Consider the following 16,526-nt stretch of genomic DNA (forward strand, 5'->3'; position numbering starts at 1 on the left):
ACCCAGCACACCAACAAACCCCCCTCCGAGCGTTACCGGATCCTTCCGCTGCGCTCCAGGAGACTGAGCAGCCGACAGCAGTGCGCCTATGGCGTTCGGGTTCATCATGCGGCTTGTGGGGCCTCCAGTACGGGAATTGAGGGAGTGCAGAGCACTCCCGGCGGGTCCGCTCCGCTCCCCCGCCCAACAGCCCCCCGCCCAACAGCCCCCCGGGCTACGCCCCCAGGGCCATTAAGGCCCTCTGACGCGGGCCCGGCTAGCTACAGGAGTGGGGGCCTGACACCGCCCACAGAACCAGCAGAGCAGACGAAGAACACACAAAGCCCCGGCCACGGCACCGCCCGCGGCCTGGTGCTGTCAGCGCTCCGGATCAGTGCGCTATGGCCCTCGCTGCGTAGCTGTCCTGGAGGTGCTGGAGGAGAGCATGAGTGTGCTGAGCCAGTGGCCGGTGCTGCGTCTCATCGATGACCAAGGCCATCAAGTAGTTCAGCACCGTGGTCGGCGAGCCTCAAAGCCTGATCATGTGTGAGCAGATGGAGAGCGCATCGTGTGTCATGCGCAGTCGGTGGGAGGTGGGAGGACATGCGCGTTCCACCCGGGCAATCGGTGAGGGCTTAACCCGAGGCATGATCTACCCGTAGGGGCGCACCGAGCGTCCCACGATCATGGGGAGGGACCAGATGGCCGATTCTCCCGGCGTCTACCAGTGGCCGACGTACTTTCACGAAGCGAACAACTCAGCCGTTCTGTCCATACAGGAGCACGGCCTGCTGAACCTTCCCGTCGGAACGGGGGTGCTCCTCCACGGCGACCGCTACAGGGTGGTGGACTCCTGGTTCAGCTACGACCACCACGGCGTCTTCGATGACGGCTTGCACATATTCCTTGAACCGGTCGCAGAGGAAGATGACCGCCTCCGGCACCTCGCCCCCGACTACTTCCGGGAAGGCCCCGACGCCTGAGCGCCTCAACAAGCCCGCCCGCTGCCCGATCCGGGTTGGGGGCGGTCTTGCTGCGCTTCCTCACGAAATCCTGGTCCGGCCGCGGGCCCGGGTGGTCATGGTCAGCGCCGTGGACCTGGCGGCGGAGTCGGTTCTCTGTGGCTGTTCAGGGGAGGCGTACGGCTTTGACGACGGTGACGGTGAGGACGGCTTCGCTGACGAGGTAGGTGATGAAGGCGATGTTCGCGACCGTGGCGTCGCGTCGGTCGCGCTCACCCCGGACTGGGCTGGAGCCGCAGCCGTACGGGGCGCGGGCGAGCACCGCCATGTCCCGGTCGAACTCCTTGCGCCGCTCCGGCGTCAGGCCGCGGAGTTCGGCATCGGCGGCGGGGGTGTAGGCGATCCGCATGGTCATCCGGCGCTCCGGTAGGTGTCGGCCTGGTCGGCGTAGATGAGGCCGGCCATGTCCCCGGCGCGGATCCGGGCCATCTGTTCCTCCTCCCCCGGGTCCTCCGCCTGTGGGGTCCGCAGTGCCCACCGGGCGAGGATGCCGGGCAGCTCGTCCGCGCCGGCGTTCTCGGCCTCCTCCATGAACGCGGCGGCCGATTCGGCGTCGAGGGCCTCGCGGATCGCACGGATCGTCCCCGGCAACTCCACCTGCCGACCATCGCTCAACGTCGTGGTCCACGTCTTCGCCAACTCCGGCTCCCTCGCTCGTACACGGATAACCAGTCTCTCCATTCCCTCCGCTCCGACGCCCGCGAACCGCAGCACCGGCAACCACGATCACCCCCGGCAGTGACGCACGCGTCGCCGTGTTCGAGGACAGACCGCTCCGGCGGCGCAGCGGTGCCCATGTGCATCGGCCGGCCCGGGCGATTCCCTCGCCCCCGCGGCATCGGACAAGATCCTGGCGGTGGCCCTCGGCGCCGTACGCGAGGACGAGCGAGACGGCTACCCGCGGCACCTGGAAACGTTCGCCGAACGGCACCGCGCGCGCCTTCAGGAGATGCTGCGCGCGTACGGGCCGGGCAGCACACCCGCCTCCCACGGCCGCTACACACTCGTCGGCCAGCCCGAAAGCCTGATCATCTGCGAACGGATGGAGACCGCCCCCTTCCGCCTCCGCAGCCAGTGGAACAAAGCGCTGGACAACGTCCTGCTCGACGACCTCGAATACGCATGGGGACCACGCACCCGCCTCAGCCGGTGAACCTCTGGGGCACACGTCGACGGGCCGCGCGGAAGACTCCGTGAGGCCCGTCGCTGTGCGGGGGTCTGCGTGTGGGCGCCGCCCCGTAGTGGTGAATCAGGCGGGGAAGTCCGCCGCCGCGGGGTCACGTCCGCTACAAGGGGCGGTATGACAATAGGAGACGACCCGTGGATGGTCGATGCGATGTGGCGGGCGGCCGACCTGACGCGGGCCTACCTCGCCCAGGACCGCACCCGGATCGCGGACTGCCTCGCAGACCTGGACACCGGCCAGCTGGAGCGCGTGCTCGCCTGGCTGGTCCTCACCCACGACGATCTCTTCGACGACCTCGGCGAGCCGCCGATGACCGTGCGCGAGATCGACACGGCCGCGGCCCTGGCACCCGTGGAGACCGAGCTCGCGACGACAGCAGCCGTACGCCGGGTCACCGCCGGGAAGACCGGACTCGCCCACGCGGTAGAAGAGCTCACACTCCTGGACCAGATCCACACCGTCGCCATCTGCACCGCGGTCATCCTGCTGGAAGCACACGGCCGCACCCACGCCCTGAAACACGCCGACACACAGACCGCGGACTACGAACGGATGGGCCACCCCCGCCCCTACACCATCACCTGACAGTGCGCCGATCCCCCGGGCCCTGTGCACCACGGCCGGCCACCGGATCCGTTCACGCGCCATAGAGGTACGTGTACCCGATCCACCGTAGAGCTGGTGTCCGAAGGGCACGGCGGCGGTTCTGTCGTGCTCGTCGTCGCCGTGCCCCTCCGCCCAGGCCGGATCTACGCCACCGCGGCGGGTCGCCGGACGCCGCGCGCACCATGCTCAGCATCACGCGCCCGAGCGCCTCCGCCTCGTCCTGGTCCAGGGTGACGTGGTCCCCGTCCCCGGCGCGCCGCAGCACCGCGGACAGCATCTCGTGGTCGGCGGCGCCGCGCGCGCCCTCGAAGGGCGAGTGCAGGACCAGCGACAACGCCTGCCGCACCCAGCAGGCGACGGTGGCCCCGTCTCCCACTGGCCACGGGCAGTCGGGGTCCTGACCGAGCTCGCCCAGCGCCTCCGCCAGCGTCCCAAACTCCGGGCCGGGGCTCGGGCAGGCCGCGCGGTCGAGTGCGTCGGCGAACACGGCGAGCAGCGTAATGTCCGCGTCGGCCACATCGACGGTGGTCAGGTGCACCACCGCCCCACCGTCAGGGCCCACCGAGGGGCGCGGCGGCGGGGGGTGTGGGCGCTGGCTCGACCGCACGGGCGCTCGTGCTGTGGTTGGTTCATGCGGCTGCATCGGGCGGGAGGACACGGCCGAACACCTCGTCGAAGGTGTGAGCCGTGTGTGTCCGGACGAGGTGGAAAGCGCCGCTTCGGTGGCGCAAGGCGTGGGCGGTGTAGTGGAGGACTTCCGCGGGGGTGAGGACCTTCATATCGCCGAAGACGTAGTAGAGCGGGGTGGGGGCGTGGGTGGCGGTGAACTGCAGGCCGGCGTTGAGGGTGGCGGCGCTGATGGCGTAGCGGTCGGTGTGGGTGGAGGGGAGGCGGGTCTTGGCATCTATGGTGACGAGTTCGGCGCCGCGGGCGGCGATCAGGTCCGGGAACTGGCGGAGTGCGGAGCGGCTGCGGCTCAGCGCGTCCTGTACTGCGGGTGGGTAGGTGCCCTGGCCGACGGGGTGGACGGTCCAGCCGCGTGCCAGGAGGGCGTCGGCGAGCCTTCGTTCGTGCGCTTCGCCGATGGACTTGCGGTGGTGCCACTGCGTCACGTCGGTTCCTCCTTGGCCGAGTTCGGGTAGCGTCATACGAAAAGTTGCCTCTTCGTATTGCGCTCGTGGATAGGATGCCTCACATGACGGCATACGCTGACCCACGTTTTCGTCCCACGCTTTGGCCGGGGACACCGGTCCCGCTGCCGGAACTCACCCCACTCGCCGGTGCGCGGGCCGATGGGGACTGGATCGTGTGGGACATCGGCAACCCGATGGACTTCGAACAGGAGACTGCCTGCCTGCCTGAGGACTTCTATATGCGCGAGCTCATGGAGGCAGATCCCCGCGACCTGGTGACCGTGGCGGGCTGGATGAGCCGGTACGGGCACCTCGGCGACATCGATTCCGGCAGCTGGGACGAGGAAGAACTCCAGCGGCTGCGCGACCTCGAGGACCGCGAGCACCCCAGGTTCGGGCCGTGGTCGATTCATGGCGACCTCGTGCAGTTCCACGTCAGCGAGGCCCAGGAAGCGATCGCCACATGGCTGAGCCTGCGCCGGCCCGGCGGTCTCGACGACCTCGTCGAGATGGACGTCACCGAAGAGCGCTTGGCCCAAGAGCAGGAAGCGAACAGCGACCACGACCAGTCGTACCCTCGGGACCTCGACGACCTGCGCAGCATCCTGCTGTGGCTGCGCCTGGCCCAGCTTCGCGGAGCCCTCGGCAGCGGCCTCGCACCCTTCAGCGTCGGCCTCAATACGCTGACCGAGCGCCGACCGTCAGTGCTGTCGGTGGCCTTCCTCCAGCTCTACAACCACCTCGCCGAGAAGGCCACGATCCGCGAGTGCGCCAACGAGACCTGCCGCCGCGCCTACGTACGCCAGCGCGGTCGCGCCGAGTACGGGCAGAACCGCACCACCGGCACCAAGTACTGCACCCGCGAATGCGCGCGCGCCCAGGCCCAGCGCGAACACCGCCGACGCCGCAGGGCGGCTGCCGCTGCCCCGCCTGATCCCAGCCGTGCGGGCACGAACCGCGGAGGCCGAGCGTGACCGGGCACCTGTACCCGCACCAGCGCCAGGCCGTAGATGCGATCACGCGCGCACTCACCCTCAGGCCGTCGTCTGCCATGATCCCGGAGCAGGGCCTGCGGACGCAGGTGATCATGGCGACCGGGTCGGGGAAGACCCGGGTCGCGGCCCGCAGCGCGGAGAAGCTCCGTGCGGGCCGGGTGCTGGTGCTCGTCCCCTCGCTGGATCTGCTCATCCAGACCGAGGCCGCGTGGCGCGAGGGGGGCCGCCGGGGGTCGATGATCGGGGTGTCCTCGCTGCGGGGTGAGGAGGTGCCCTTCCCCAACACCACGGACGTGGGCGAGCTGGTGGAGTGGACGCGGGGCCTGGACAAGGTGACCGTGTACGCCACGTACGCCAGCCTCGGTCTGGGGACGCTGGAGCGGGCACACGCCGGCGGCCTCGCGGCCTGGGACCTGATCGTCGTGGACGAGGCCCACCGCGTTTCGGGCCGGATCGGGAAGCCGTGGGCGGTCGTCCACGACAACCAGAAGATCCCGTCCCTGCGCCGCCTCTACATGACCGCCACGCCCCGCCTGTGGCAGCTCGGGAACGAGGACGAGGCCGGCGCACCCGGCGAGCTGGTCGCGAGCATGGAAGACGACCCCGACGGGCCCTTCGGCAGCAGGGCGTTCACCCTGACCCTCTCGGAGGCGATCGACCGGGGGATCTGTGCCCCCTACCAGGTGGTGTGCGTGGACATCACCGACACCGCGCTCCAGGCCGCGCAGCTCCTGGGCGCTGAGGGCCGCTCGGACGAGGTCCGCGGGGCGCGGCTCGCCGCGCTCCAGACCGCGCTGCTCAAGGCGTCGTCGGAGGAAGGGTTCCGGCGCACGCTCGTCTTCCACCACGTCGTCAAGGAGGCCGAGGCCTTCGCGGCCGGCCTTCCCGACGTCGCCGCGCAGCTGCACGCCGCCGACTCCGAGCTGTACCCGCGCACGATCTGGGCGGACTGGCTGTGCGGCGAGCACAAGCCGGGCCACAGGCGGCGGGTCCTCGGGGAGTTCGCCGACGGCATCGCGATGGACGGCACGGTCGTGGAGAAGGGCTTCCTGGGCTCGGTGAAGGTGCTGGGCGAGGGCGTCGACACCAAGAACTGCGACTCCGTCTACTGGGCCGACGTGCGTGGCTCGATGCCCGACCTCGTCCAGGCCGTGGGCCGCGCGCTGCGGATGCAGCCCGGCGAGGGCAAGGTCGCATCCCTCGTGGTGCCGGTGCTGCTCGGTCCCGGCGAGACCGCGGACAACATGCTCACCTCCCGGGCGTTCGGCGGGCTGGCGAAGCTTCTGGAGGCGCTCAGGGCACACGACGCCCGGGTAGTGGAGCAGCTCGCCGAACAGCAGGCTCCCAGCGCCTACAAGCCCGTCCAGAAGGCCGCGCAGGGCAAGGAGGGCCAGGGCGAGGAGAACGGGTCCGGCGGGCCGTCGACCCCGGCGCGGAATCTGCTGAAGTTCTCCACCCCGCGCGACCCGGCGCAGCTGGCGGCGTTCATCAACCTGCGGGTGCTCAACCCGGAGCATGAGCACTGGCGGCGCGGGGTAGAGGCGGCCGTCATCTTCGCGCGCGAGCACGGCGACCTGAAGGTGCCGTTCACGTACCGCGTGCCCGAGGGTGAAGAGGCGGAGGGGGTCGGGTGGCCGGCCTCGCTCGCGAACTTCCCCCTGGGGCAGTGGATCGCCGACAACCGGCGCTTCTACGCCCGCGGGGACATGGACGAGGACCGCATCAGGCAGCTGGAGAAGCTGGGCATGGTGTGGTCGCACTTCGACGTCGCGTGGGAGGAGGGCCTGTCCGCCGCGCGCGGGTGGGCCGGGACGAACGGGCACCTCCTGGCCCCGCTGGATGCCACGCACCAGGGGTACCGGGTGGGGATCTGGCTGAAGAACGCGCGGGCCGCCGCCCGGAAGGCCGCCGAGATCGAACAGCGGCGCGCCGAGGGCCTGCGCGTGGAGTCGTCGGCCGGGGCGCTGACGACCGAGCGGCGCGAGCAGCTGGAGGACATCGACCCGTCGTGGTGCCCGAGCTGGGCGGTGGAGTGGCAGCGGGCCTTCCACCTCGTCCGGCTCCACCTGGAGGAGGTCGGCGGCGAGCTGCCGACAGAGCCGGGTGACGTCGTGCACCAGGGCGAGGACCTCGGACGGTGGGTCCGCTCGGTCCGGCTCGGCTGGGACAACCTCACCACTGTGCAGCAGTGGATGTGTGAGCAGGTCCTCGGGATCGAGCCCGCGGCCGAGGACGAGAAGCCGCCCCCGCGCCGTACGCAGGCCGACAAATGGGCGCTGAACTACGAGGCCGCCCAGCAGTTCTACGAGCGCGAGGGCCACCTCCGGGTACCGCGCAAGCACGTCGAACGGATCATCGGCGACGACCACGAGGAGCGGGAACACAAGCTGGGGGCCTGGATCGGGAACCAGCGAAGCCGCGCCGCGACCCTGTCCCCGGAGCGGACGGAGCAGCTATCCGCGATCGGCATGCGGTGGTCGTGATGGGCACCATCGTCATCGCGGTCGTCGTGCTCATGACCGGCTATTTGCTCGGACGCCAGCACAGTCGCTCTTCAGGTTGGTTGGCCGATCGGGCTGCCTATCGTCGCGGTTCGCTCCGACCTGCAGGATGGGGCACAAGCCGATGAAGGCATCGCTGGCGCGAGAGGGTTCTACTTTCCGGTAGGCAGTGGTCGCTCGCTGTCAGGGTGGTAGATCCGGTAGGCGCCTCGGTCGTACTCAAGATAGACGTCATGAACCCGTCCTTGATCGTCCGACTCCAGCGGCGACAGCGTGCCGTCGGCATTGATGAGCCAGCCGACAAGAGGTTCAGACCAGATAGTGCCATCCTCGTTGGTGTGCTCGACTCGCCATCCGTCAGCAGGCAGGGCACCGATCGGGCGGGAGACCTTGCTGAGCATCGAGAAATGCGGCAGGTCCGACGCTCGGCACAGCCCTTGCTGACTCACGACGAGGGGGTAACCCTCGTCGTCCCAGGCGACCACCGGGTCTTCGAAGTGGTTCACGTGTCGGACGCCATCGGGCGTCGTGCTCTCGTACTGCGATATGGCTACATATGGCTGCGTGTTGGGGATCATCGCTGTCTCCTCAGCTGAGCTCGATACGAGGAGAGGCTACTGCGTGATCCACCGCGTCGGCGTCGGTCTCGCCATCCGAACTGGGAGACCGACGCGGAGCGCGTTGCAGAGGCCGGAGTATGACTACCTGGGTGTCCCACCGCTGCTGAAGAACCCGGAGCGGTCAACCTTGACCAAATCGGAGCGCCGCACCAGATACTGCCGTTCTAGAACCTCTGAGCTGCCGATCAACGTCGTATCACCGACCAGTGTCCAGCGCTGCCAGTAGGCCGCTCCCCCATGGTTCTCACCCATGCAGGAGCAGACACAATCGTCTCCAACTGCGTTACTGCACCTCATGTCACACCGCTGCCTCGTTGAAAACTCCATGTAGACGTTGACCTCCCCGAACTTCATGGCCATGGACTCCACGAGAGTTCGAAGGTGCGGCCGGGCAATCTCCCAGTGCCTCGCAGCGCGGTTCCACTCCGGCCGAATCCGGTCACCAAGTTCTTCCAGGATCCAGCGTTTGTTCGAGCCGCCCTGGAAAGGCATCCACGCCTGCAGACGAGTCGGGCCTACCGGGCGTCGCACCCAAGGAACCGTCACCGGCCGCCTCCTTTTCGTATGGACGACCAATTGTCACGCCTGTGCCGTACTGCGTACACCAGGCCGCTGCCCCGCAGTTCTTCGAGCGTGAGAAGCACCTGCGGGTGCCGAGGAAGCACGTCGAGCGGATCGTCGGCGAGGACCAGGAGGAGCAGGAGCTCCGGCTCGGGGCGTGGGTCGGGAATCAGCGGAGCCGGGCCGCGACGCTGACGCCGGGGCGGGTGGAGCAGTTGTCCGCGATCGGGATGCGGTGGGCGTGATGGGCGTCGTCGTCCTGGTCCACGTCGTCACCGCGCCGCGCAACAGTTGGCGCATCATGCGCGCCCCGGCCGCCGAGACACGAGTGCCGGTGCCCGTACGGGATCCGGACTGGGTCGTCCGCCGCCACGGAGGGCACGAGTAGACGGAAGCCGTCGACGCTGCTACCAGCATTCGACCCACTATCCCCTGTTGAGCAAGGCCCGGACCCTGCGGTCCGGGCCTTCGCTGTGCCACGGAGATCTCTTCCCGGCCGTTGCTGTCCGGGTTCTGACTTCCGGCACTACGGGGTGAAGAAGCCGTGCCGCGCCAGGACGAGACGTAAGCACCTGAGTCCTGTCACTGTCCCGCCTTCGATGTCGAACTCACGCTGGAGGCAGTACCGATGACCACGCACCAGACACCCGGGGCAACACCCGCGCCGATCACGGCTACGCTGAATACGCCACCCTGGGCCAGGGCTACGACCTCACAGGGACGCTCTGAGGCAGAGAGCGGCAGGACCGCCGACCGCGCGGCGCATACCCCCGCGGACGACACCACTCAGGTGTCCGCCGTCCTCATTCCTTCTGCTCAAGGGAGCAGCATCATGACCCGGGACCATGTTCCCGCGCCCGTTCAGCCGCCTGTCCCCGCGCCCGTCCCGCAGCAGCCCGCTGCCGGTGCCGGCCTGAGCGGCGCGATAGCCCAGGGCGCCGCCGAAGGCGCCGCTCGGTCGATCACGTCACGACTCGTGGACAAGTTCCTCACCAACCCGCCCGACTGGCTCAGAGCCCTGTGGAACGCACTGCCGCGCCCCTGGGAGTAGCCACCACAGCCGGGCAGGGTGACCTGCCCGGCTCCGCTGGCGTCGGGTCAAGGGACCGTCCCGCCCCGGCCCCTTCGGCCGTCCGTCAGATGTGGGCGATGAGGGCGGTGGCGTTGTCCGCGTACGGATCGGGCACCGCTCGTGCCCGCCGGACAGCGTCCTCCACCAGCCGCCGGGCGGACGTACGGGGCGCGCCGGTGAGGTAGTCGGCCAGGTCACGGTCGGCGTCGCCGTAGGGCTCGTACGCGCCGTCGGAGGTGAGGAGGAGCCGGCCGGGCGGTCCGGGGGCGCAGCGCACCCGGGTGCGGGTCCGAGGGCCGACGGTCAGTCGGCGGTCCAGTGGTGCGCACCGGTGCCGCGCCACTGAACCCAGGCCGGATCGTCGAGGATGAGTTCCGGGTCGGTGATGCCCGCAGCCTCCAGGAAGACGACCAGGTCGCGGTCGGAGAACGCCAGGCCCAGGGTCTCGTCCCGGCCGTGCCGGTGCACGCTCACCCGTCGGCCGCCCGACGATGACGGCCGGTGCACGGTGATCGGCGCACTGTCCATGCCCTCCAGCGTGCGCGCACCCGGTGCCTGGCGCAGCACGGCCGCGGCGCCGGGCGGGTTCAGTGCTCCGTGCCGATGCCCCGGTATCCGGGTCCGAGGCCGCGCCGTCTCGGCCGGGGTCGTGGCGGGGTCCCGGGGGTGGTCTGCTGTCCGGTCCGCGGCGTGGGCACGGCCGGCTCCCCGGCGGGTTCGGGGTCGGTGGGGAGATCCAGGTGGCGTCGTGCGTCGGCGGTGGCCGCCGCCACCGCGGCGAGGGCCTGTGCCGTCTCCGGGCTGATCTGGGAGAGGGCGGCGGCCAGGACGTCGATCGCGTCCAGGGCGTCTTCCGCCGCGGCCGTGCTCCAGGCCGTGGGGGTGACCGCGTCGGCGAGATGACAGGCGCTCTCGACCACCAGCTCGGCCCGTTGCTCGACTCCGGGCGCGGCCCGCGCGTTCAGTCCCATGCCCGTTCAACGGCGCAGCCGGTGGAAATGATCGCCCCGGGGCGGCGCCGGTACCGGTCACAGAGAGGCGGCGGCTCCTGGCCGTCGCCGGCGGTACGGGCGAGCCCGTGCCGCCAGGTGGGGCCGACCCCAGGGGTCAGGTGCGGAAGCGGGAGAGCCACGCCGTCTTCCGCGCGTCTGAGGCGACCTGGGCGGGCTGCGCGGCCTCCCGCTCTTGGCGCTCGGTCTCGACCGCCGCCGCCTCGCACTCCTCGCACAGGCCCGGGTGCGGGGCCGGGCCCGGTGCCCGGGTGACCTCACTCGTCTTCCAGCGGGTGTCGGTGAACTTCGCCCCACAGCCGTCGCAGGCGGGACGGCGGACCTCGCGCTCGGCCTGCCGCTCGAACACCTCCCGGAGCTGCGCCTGGTACGCCTCCTGCCGGGCCGCGTGCTGCTGGCGCGCGCGGGCGAGGACGGCGTCGAGGCGGGGGTTGCCGATCGCGTCCAGGAGCGTCTGGTTCCCCGGACGGCCGAAGCGCCGGAAGGCCGGCCCGGCCGGGCCATACTCACGGAGGTTCCGCAGGCCGGTCGCCACGATCGGGATCTTCCCGTCGTAGAAGTGGTAATCGCCGCCGTCAGGGTCCCGCTCCCCCGCCCACAGGTGCCGGGTGAGCTCGGCGAGACGCACGATCGTGCGGTTGGGGTCCCGGGCGCCGATGTGGTTGAACACCAGCAGAACAGGCGGGTGCGGCGCCTCGCCGTCCCGGCTCGCGGGAACCGTCCAGCGGGTGCGCCACATCGGCTTCTCCCGGCCGTCGGTGTCCTTCACCGTACGGCGGAGGAAGCGGGCGTACTTCTCCAGCTTCGCCGCGAGTTCCTCGGCGGTCTCGTGGCAGTTGTCGACCTCGATGAACAACAGCGGCACCCCGTGCTGCGGGGCGGTCAACACGATGTCCGCCTGCGCCCCGCCCTTCCCCGGAGCGTTCCACGTCCCGGTGGCGGGCAGCGGTATCTCGGTCCCGTACGAACCGATGGTCCCGATCCCCGGGGGTGCATCGACGACCGCCCGGGCCGCGGCGACCGCTTCGGCCGGCTCGCCGGCGAGGAGCGTCAGATCCGGCTTCGGGCGCAGCATCGCGATCACGGTCTCGTTGACCGCCATGGGGTGGGAGCCGCCGCTGGAGCCCGCGCCGCGCGCGGTGCCGCCCATCTCCGTCATTGGGCGGCGCAGTTCCTCGGCGGCGGCTTCCAGGCCCTTGAGGGTGAGGTTGCGCAGGGTCTCCGACTGCTTGGTCCGGCCGCCGTTCTCCGCCAGGCCGTGCTTGCGCAGATCCGAAAGCGCTCCGGTGTGGGCGGCGGTCCGGGCCGTTTTCTGCTCGGACGGGGTCGGCTTGCCGGTGTGCCGGAAGGACAGATGCGGGCGCTCGATCCGCTGGATCTGATCAGCGGTGGCCACCTTCAGCACGCCGAGGACGCGCAGCACATCGCCGCGCAACTCGTTCGACGATCCCGCCGGGTTGGTCTTCCGCTTTCCCGCCATCAGCTCCGCTCCCCCATCGCTCGCGACCGGCCGCACACCGACCGCACGTCGTACGCCGACCGCTCGCCGCTCGCCGGCTGCCCGGCACGCCCGGTCCGGGAGGGCATCCGGCCCACCCGGACCCGATGCTCTCCTCCACATAGGACAGGCAGGAGGAGAGAAGAGGGTTGTGACGGCGCGAGAACCGGGCCGATTCCGTGTGTGACCAGCAGTTTTACCCCGGCCCTATGTGACGGGCACCCGAGTGGGGTCCCAAGGACGCACCGAAGTGGCCCCCCAAGGAGCCCCATCCGGCCCGTCTCGCTGGTGCCGGGGTCCTTGCCGGTGCCGGTGGTGGACAGCCGGCCGGATGGCTGGGGCCCTGGCCGCGGGCCGTCGGTTGGCAGCATCGTCGTCTCCTTCGCTGCCACCGGCCGGGGCCGGGGGCGTTGGTCTGGAGACGGCAGCGTGCAGGCACCCCCCTTGACCGCGGTCTAACAGCAGCCGGGAGCGAACCGTGTCCAGGGGAAACACCAACGCACCGGGCTGCACAGCGGACCCGGTCAAGGGGTCCTCGTTGTTCGTGGGCTGGACGGGCCGCCCGAGGCCGGAAGTGGTCAAGGGGGCCCGGTTAAACCTGATTCACCCCTTGACCAGACGATTCAAACCGTTCTACGAAGCACGGAGAAATCTCCGTCCGCTATCCACAGGGCCCGCGCCAGAAGCTGTCCGAAACCGCCGCCGTGAACAGCACGACGGCCGTACGACAGGAGCACCCCGTGCCCGAAACCACCGTCACCGAACCGCTCGCCCCGCTCACCCCGGACGCCGTGATCAGCGCCTTCAACTACCTCCACGTGGTGAAGGCCGACGATGCCGAAGCCGCCAGCGGGTTTGCCGCCGCAGAGCCGCGGATGCCCGCGCTCCTCGTGGACATCGCCACCCGGATCGTCATCCCCGTCACCGCACTCCCCGGCCCCGACACGGACACGGCGTGCGCCGACACCTTCGCCCTCGAAGCACTCGGACGCGTCTTCCTGAACACCCTGAGCACCTGGGAACGGACCGGACCGGATGCGGCGGAGGGCATTGCCCGCGCGGTCATCGGCTTCGCCGCCGAGATCCTCACCGAGGACCACGAAACCGTGGCCGACATCCTGCACCAGCTGGAGGCCGTCGGCATGGGTCAGGCCCTCGCCGCACACTCCGACCCCCGTGCGCGCCTCACCACCGTCCAGCCCTCACAGGGCCGACACTCCGCCAGCGGAGACCGCATCGCCCCTTGACCACGGTCACCACCCCCATCCCCCTTGTCTCTTTTGCCCCTTGACCACCCCTTGACCAGACGATTCGTCCCCCGGGCGTGACAGGGCGCTCGGACCCGGTTTGCGGATCGCCGGGTGGGGGCCCTCGGGTGGAGTCCACTGCGCGCACGATGAGAGTGGACTCCACCGCCCAGGCCCGTCACCAGGTGCACGCCACGGAGTGGATTCCACTCAGGCGTGCACCCGGTGGCCGCCACCGCGATGTCCCGCATCCGGTACCGGGCAGGGGTGATGCACGGTGGATGCGCCGCATCGCCCTCACGATGCCGCGCACCGAACCCGGTGTGTTTCACCTTGAGCCTCCGCCAACCTGAAGGGCATCGCCACCGCCCTGATCGGAACCGCTATGGACGAGGCCCGCTCACGCGGCTGCACCCGGATCGAGGTCTGGACCGGAGGCGACCCGGGCCACGAACCCGCCCGCCGCACCTATGACAAGGCCGGCTTCACAGCCCTGCCAGTAATCCACTACTACCGCGAGCTGTAGCAAACGGGCGCGAATCAGTCCCGCACCGGGTTCGCCACCTCAGCAACGGTTCAAAGACACCTACTGAACGTCGCCGCACGGGTCATCATCCCGGTGACCGCTGCGGACGACCACGACGGGGACCCGTGCGCGCACTCCTTCCTGGCCGCCGCGCTCGGACGGATCCTGCTGGAACTCCTCTGCCACGGCGAGTGCCTGGCAGGCCTGCCGGGCATCGCCGACACCATCGTCCGCTTCACCGACAACATCCTCACCGAGGACGGCGGCGACGTCGCCGACGTCCTGCGCCAGCTGGAGGCCGCAGGGATGAAGCAGGCGATGGAGGTGCACCGCCCCACCGCGTAGCCGCACCACCGCCGCGAGCAGCGGGGGCTCCCCCTCGAAGGCGACCTACCTGGCGCTTACCACCCAGGCTGCCTCGGCCCGCCGCTTCAGCAGAAGGTCCACCAAATCCTGCGGCTCGAGACCACTGGGATCAACCCGGAGTCCCACCGGCGGCAGGCGGTCGAGGCCCCGCTCCATGACCTCCTCGAACTCGTTGAGGGCCCGGCCCTCGGCTGCGGCGCGGACTCGTTCGGCCAGCGTGGCGGCCTCGGGATGATCCGAGTCGCCATAGCGGGCCGCCAGGAACGCGGCCTCCTCGGGCAACCGGTCGATTCCACGCTGCCGTAGCAGCGCGACGGGTGGGCGGAGCGTGACAAAGTGGACCTGCCGCCCTTCCAGGACCTCGATCAGCGACTCGAACCCTTCGTTGATGATCGTGTCGCTGACGACCGCGGTGATGCCGGCATCCGCGAACGCGGCGGCCACGAGGCATGCGTTGCGGATGCGCAGCCCGTACTGAACACCCGCGTCGCCGGTCAGATGTCCGGTGCCGGGGTCGTTGTCCCCGGGCACCGCCCACCGGCAACCCGAGACGATCAGTCGCTGCATCTCGTCGCCTTCAACGTGCGCGGCGAGCGGAAGTGTTTGCGCGAGCAGGCGGGCTGTCGTTGTCTTGCCGGCACACTGACTGCCGTCGACGATCCAGATGTCGGCGCTCGTGGCCCGACGACCGGACAATGTTGACGCTGCCGACCGGGTCTGGCGAGGCCGAGCGGAGTTGTTCAACTACTGTTCCTATTCGGTCGATCAGCAGGGATCAAGAAGCATATCCGCGGTACGGGAGACGTGACCACAGGCGGATTGTTCGTATGGATGAGTCTTCCCAGGTCGGCGCTACATGGCGGTTGGCGACCAGCTGTGTCCGACGCCCCTGTCGCTCGTGGGGATCGTTGCACAGCCGGGTCACATGGTCGGCGAATGCCGCCGGATCATCTGCGAAGCACCCTGCTGAACGCAGGTCGTACGGGATGCCGGTGCCGCCGGTCGTCGTCGATACGAGCAGGCAGGCCCGGCGCAGTGCTTCGATGACTTTTACCTTCACGCCGCCGCCCCACTGGAGCGGGCACACGACGATGTCGACACGGTCCAGCTCATCGACGAGGTTGTCGATAAGACCTCGTTTCAGTTGGTGAGTCTGCGGTTGCAGATGCGGACTGCGGCTATGCCGACGAAGGCGAGGAAGTGCTCTGGTTACGTTCGTAGCCGCGGTGGAGTCGTCGGCAGCCGGCCAGCCACGACACCGTGCGCTCTTCCACCCAGCGGTGGCGGCCCAGCCGCTGTGAGGACTCGACGCCCTTGCGGGCGGTGCGGTGGCGGATGCCTCTGCCGCGGAGCCACCGGCGCAGGTGGGCGTAGTCGTACCCCTTGTCGCCGTGGAGCTTGGCCGGGCGGCACCGTCGCGGTCCGCGGCGGGAGCGGATGGGCGGGGTGCCGCGTACGAGGGGCTGAAGGCCGAGGCTGTCGTGCGTGTTCGCGGCCGAGATGCCCAGTGACAGAGGCAGCCCGTTCCGGTCGGTGCTCAGGTGGATCTTCGACCCGCTCTTGCCACGGTCGGTCGGATTCGGTCCGGTCAGTGGCCCCCTTTTGCAGCCCGGATACTCACGGAGTCGATCGCACACCGCGACCAGTCCAGCTCTCCACGGGCACCGAGCTCGTCCAGGATCACGCGGTGGAGCCGGGCCCAGACACGGTCCCGGCTCCACTGGGCGAAGCGGCGGTACACCGTCTGCCAGCACGGGCCGAACACCGGACGCAACTGCCGCCACGTGCAGCCGGAGGCGGCCACGAAGACGATCGCAGCCAAGGCCTCCTGATCACCCGCCCGCCGCTTGCCCCCGCCCTGCGGACGCCTGTTCTCCGTCGGAGGCACCACCCGCCGGAACAACACCCACAACCCATCCGGCACGAACCGCTCAACCAGATCCGTCACACACAGTTCAACGAACGATCAAGCCAATAGATAACGATGTCTTAACCGCAATGCCCGATATACCCCTCGACTGCCCCTTGACCAGGAGATTTGCCCACCGCCGCTCGGCCAACAGGCGTCGGGTCAGCGATGCGGACCGCTGAGTGGAGGCACCCAGGTTCCTCCACTCAGCCGGGGCCCAGCAGAGCCTCCGCCAACTTGAAATCGCAGTTCAAAGGGCTGGTGTGACCGACTCTCCGCATGCTCACGCTGGTCG

The 16,526-nt window shown here is 69.7% G+C and carries 22 protein-coding genes and 1 pseudogene; 11 read left to right on the top strand and 12 right to left on the bottom strand.

The features are described from left to right. Positions 1 to 680: 680 nt before the first annotated feature. A complete protein-coding gene (locus FF041_RS34690) occupies positions 681 to 962 on the top strand; it encodes a hypothetical protein (RefSeq protein ID WP_153526417.1) in 282 nt (93 codons plus the stop codon). Positions 963 to 1,107: 145 nt separating this feature from the next. Here FF041_RS34690 and FF041_RS34695 read toward each other — a convergent pair whose 3' ends face one another. Further along, positions 1,108 to 1,356, bottom strand: coding sequence for a hypothetical protein (locus FF041_RS34695; protein ID WP_153526418.1), 249 nt, complete (start codon positions 1,354 to 1,356; stop codon positions 1,108 to 1,110). Continuing rightward, complete coding sequence (locus FF041_RS34700; RefSeq protein ID WP_153526419.1) at positions 1,353 to 1,640, bottom strand: hypothetical protein; 288 nt, start codon at positions 1,638 to 1,640, stop codon at positions 1,353 to 1,355. The genes FF041_RS34695 and FF041_RS34700 overlap by 4 nt, the downstream gene beginning before the upstream one ends. A gap of 217 nt (positions 1,641 to 1,857) precedes the next feature. On the opposite strand from FF041_RS34700, the gene FF041_RS34705 reads away from it, so the two are divergent. After that, the gene (locus tag FF041_RS34705; RefSeq protein ID WP_153526420.1) at positions 1,858 to 2,154 is read left to right on the top strand and encodes a hypothetical protein; all 297 of its coding nucleotides are present in this window, start codon (positions 1,858 to 1,860) and stop codon (positions 2,152 to 2,154) included. Between the two features lie 147 nt (positions 2,155 to 2,301). Then, a complete protein-coding gene (locus FF041_RS34710) occupies positions 2,302 to 2,772 on the top strand; it encodes a hypothetical protein (protein WP_153526421.1) in 471 nt (156 codons plus the stop codon). Positions 2,773 to 2,824: 52 nt separating this feature from the next. Here the strand turns inward: FF041_RS34710 and FF041_RS38430 are convergent, their stop codons facing one another. Both FF041_RS38430 and FF041_RS34720 read right to left on the bottom strand, forming a co-directional pair. Beyond that, complete coding sequence (locus tag FF041_RS38430) at positions 2,825 to 3,334, bottom strand: hypothetical protein (RefSeq protein WP_194292305.1); 510 nt, start codon at positions 3,332 to 3,334, stop codon at positions 2,825 to 2,827. A gap of 88 nt (positions 3,335 to 3,422) precedes the next feature. Continuing rightward, on the bottom strand, positions 3,423 to 3,905 hold the full coding sequence (locus FF041_RS34720) for a PDDEXK family nuclease (RefSeq protein ID WP_323393585.1): 483 nt from the start codon (positions 3,903 to 3,905) through the stop codon (positions 3,423 to 3,425). A gap of 83 nt (positions 3,906 to 3,988) precedes the next feature. Between FF041_RS34720 and FF041_RS34725 the strand changes: the two genes are divergently transcribed. Both FF041_RS34725 and FF041_RS34730 read left to right on the top strand, forming a co-directional pair. Continuing rightward, on the top strand, positions 3,989 to 4,900 hold the full coding sequence (locus FF041_RS34725; protein ID WP_228388852.1) for a hypothetical protein: 912 nt from the start codon (positions 3,989 to 3,991) through the stop codon (positions 4,898 to 4,900). Further along, the gene (locus FF041_RS34730; RefSeq protein WP_323393588.1) at positions 4,897 to 7,404 is read left to right on the top strand and encodes a DEAD/DEAH box helicase; all 2,508 of its coding nucleotides are present in this window, start codon (positions 4,897 to 4,899) and stop codon (positions 7,402 to 7,404) included. The genes FF041_RS34725 and FF041_RS34730 overlap by 4 nt, the downstream gene beginning before the upstream one ends. Positions 7,405 to 7,574: 170 nt before the next feature. Here the strand turns inward: FF041_RS34730 and FF041_RS34735 are convergent, their stop codons facing one another. Then, a complete protein-coding gene (locus tag FF041_RS34735; protein WP_153526424.1) occupies positions 7,575 to 8,000 on the bottom strand; it encodes a hypothetical protein in 426 nt (141 codons plus the stop codon). A gap of 629 nt (positions 8,001 to 8,629) precedes the next feature. Here FF041_RS34735 and FF041_RS34740 point away from each other — a divergent pair. The 3 genes from FF041_RS34740 (at position 8,630) to FF041_RS34750 (ending at position 9,654) form a co-directional block, all read left to right on the top strand. Next, entirely contained in the window at positions 8,630 to 8,848 is a 219-nt protein-coding gene (locus FF041_RS34740) for a helicase associated domain-containing protein (protein WP_323393590.1), read from the top strand. Beyond that, positions 8,848 to 8,991, top strand: coding sequence for a hypothetical protein (locus FF041_RS34745; RefSeq protein ID WP_153526425.1), 144 nt, complete (start codon positions 8,848 to 8,850; stop codon positions 8,989 to 8,991). Before FF041_RS34740 ends, FF041_RS34745 begins: the two co-directional genes overlap by 1 nt. A gap of 444 nt (positions 8,992 to 9,435) precedes the next feature. Continuing rightward, a complete protein-coding gene (locus FF041_RS34750) occupies positions 9,436 to 9,654 on the top strand; it encodes a hypothetical protein (protein WP_153526426.1) in 219 nt (72 codons plus the stop codon). 85 nt (positions 9,655 to 9,739) lie between these two features. On the opposite strand, the gene FF041_RS34755 is transcribed toward FF041_RS34750, so the two are convergent. The 4 genes from FF041_RS34755 to FF041_RS34770 form a co-directional block, all read right to left on the bottom strand. Beyond that, positions 9,740 to 9,952, bottom strand: coding sequence for a hypothetical protein (locus FF041_RS34755; protein ID WP_153526427.1), 213 nt, complete (start codon positions 9,950 to 9,952; stop codon positions 9,740 to 9,742). Between the two features lie 26 nt (positions 9,953 to 9,978). After that, positions 9,979 to 10,203 (bottom strand): hypothetical protein, encoded by a 225-nt coding sequence (locus FF041_RS34760; RefSeq protein WP_153526428.1) that lies wholly within the window; start codon positions 10,201 to 10,203, stop codon positions 9,979 to 9,981. Between the two features lie 59 nt (positions 10,204 to 10,262). Further along, on the bottom strand, positions 10,263 to 10,646 hold the full coding sequence (locus FF041_RS34765; RefSeq protein WP_153526429.1) for a hypothetical protein: 384 nt from the start codon (positions 10,644 to 10,646) through the stop codon (positions 10,263 to 10,265). A gap of 136 nt (positions 10,647 to 10,782) precedes the next feature. Beyond that, entirely contained in the window at positions 10,783 to 12,165 is a 1,383-nt protein-coding gene (locus FF041_RS34770; RefSeq protein WP_153526430.1) for a replication-relaxation family protein, read from the bottom strand. A 758-nt stretch (positions 12,166 to 12,923) separates the two neighbouring features. Between FF041_RS34770 and FF041_RS34775 the strand changes: the two genes are divergently transcribed. The 3 genes from FF041_RS34775 to FF041_RS34785 all read left to right on the top strand — a co-directional run bounded on the left by FF041_RS34775 (position 12,924) and on the right by FF041_RS34785 (position 14,301). Further along, on the top strand, positions 12,924 to 13,430 hold the full coding sequence (locus tag FF041_RS34775) for a hypothetical protein (protein ID WP_228388853.1): 507 nt from the start codon (positions 12,924 to 12,926) through the stop codon (positions 13,428 to 13,430). A 358-nt stretch (positions 13,431 to 13,788) separates the two neighbouring features. Further along, entirely contained in the window at positions 13,789 to 13,956 is a 168-nt protein-coding gene (locus tag FF041_RS34780; protein ID WP_323393641.1) for a GNAT family N-acetyltransferase, read from the top strand. A 93-nt stretch (positions 13,957 to 14,049) separates the two neighbouring features. Then, positions 14,050 to 14,301, top strand: a complete 252-nt coding sequence (locus tag FF041_RS34785) for a hypothetical protein (RefSeq protein WP_194292306.1) — start codon at positions 14,050 to 14,052, stop codon at positions 14,299 to 14,301. Between the two features lie 45 nt (positions 14,302 to 14,346). On the opposite strand, the gene FF041_RS34790 is transcribed toward FF041_RS34785, so the two are convergent. The 3 genes and pseudogenes from FF041_RS34790 to FF041_RS34800 all read right to left on the bottom strand — a co-directional run bounded on the left by FF041_RS34790 (position 14,347) and on the right by FF041_RS34800 (position 16,261). Then, on the bottom strand, positions 14,347 to 15,066 hold the full coding sequence (locus FF041_RS34790) for a hypothetical protein (protein ID WP_153526432.1): 720 nt from the start codon (positions 15,064 to 15,066) through the stop codon (positions 14,347 to 14,349). A gap of 31 nt (positions 15,067 to 15,097) precedes the next feature. Beyond that, the gene (locus tag FF041_RS40685) at positions 15,098 to 15,487 is read right to left on the bottom strand and encodes a glycosyltransferase family 4 protein (protein ID WP_153526551.1); all 390 of its coding nucleotides are present in this window, start codon (positions 15,485 to 15,487) and stop codon (positions 15,098 to 15,100) included. Beyond that, positions 15,463 to 16,261 (bottom strand): annotated as a pseudogene (locus tag FF041_RS34800) (IS5 family transposase). Before FF041_RS34800 ends, FF041_RS40685 begins: the two are co-directional and overlap by 25 nt. Positions 16,262 to 16,526 lie beyond the last annotated feature (265 nt).

Origin of the sequence: Streptomyces jumonjinensis, assembly GCF_009600885.1 — a bacterium.
Taxonomy (GTDB): domain Bacteria; phylum Actinomycetota; class Actinomycetes; order Streptomycetales; family Streptomycetaceae; genus Streptomyces; species Streptomyces jumonjinensis.

Coding starts and splice junctions, on each gene's coding strand:
- FF041_RS34735 (WP_153526424.1), bottom strand. CDS start 8,000: ATGATCCCCAACACGCAGCCATATGTAGCCATATCGCAGTACGAGAGC.
- FF041_RS34770 (WP_153526430.1), bottom strand. CDS start 12,165: ATGGCGGGAAAGCGGAAGACCAACCCGGCGGGATCGTCGAACGAGTTG.
- FF041_RS34765 (WP_153526429.1), bottom strand. CDS start 10,646: ATGGGACTGAACGCGCGGGCCGCGCCCGGAGTCGAGCAACGGGCCGAG.
- FF041_RS34750 (WP_153526426.1), top strand. CDS start 9,436: ATGACCCGGGACCATGTTCCCGCGCCCGTTCAGCCGCCTGTCCCCGCG.
- FF041_RS34710 (WP_153526421.1), top strand. CDS start 2,302: ATGACAATAGGAGACGACCCGTGGATGGTCGATGCGATGTGGCGGGCG.
- FF041_RS34725 (WP_228388852.1), top strand. CDS start 3,989: ATGACGGCATACGCTGACCCACGTTTTCGTCCCACGCTTTGGCCGGGG.
- FF041_RS34690 (WP_153526417.1), top strand. CDS start 681: ATGGCCGATTCTCCCGGCGTCTACCAGTGGCCGACGTACTTTCACGAA.
- FF041_RS34760 (WP_153526428.1), bottom strand. CDS start 10,203: ATGGACAGTGCGCCGATCACCGTGCACCGGCCGTCATCGTCGGGCGGC.
- FF041_RS34745 (WP_153526425.1), top strand. CDS start 8,848: ATGGGCGTCGTCGTCCTGGTCCACGTCGTCACCGCGCCGCGCAACAGT.
- FF041_RS34695 (WP_153526418.1), bottom strand. CDS start 1,356: ATGACCATGCGGATCGCCTACACCCCCGCCGCCGATGCCGAACTCCGC.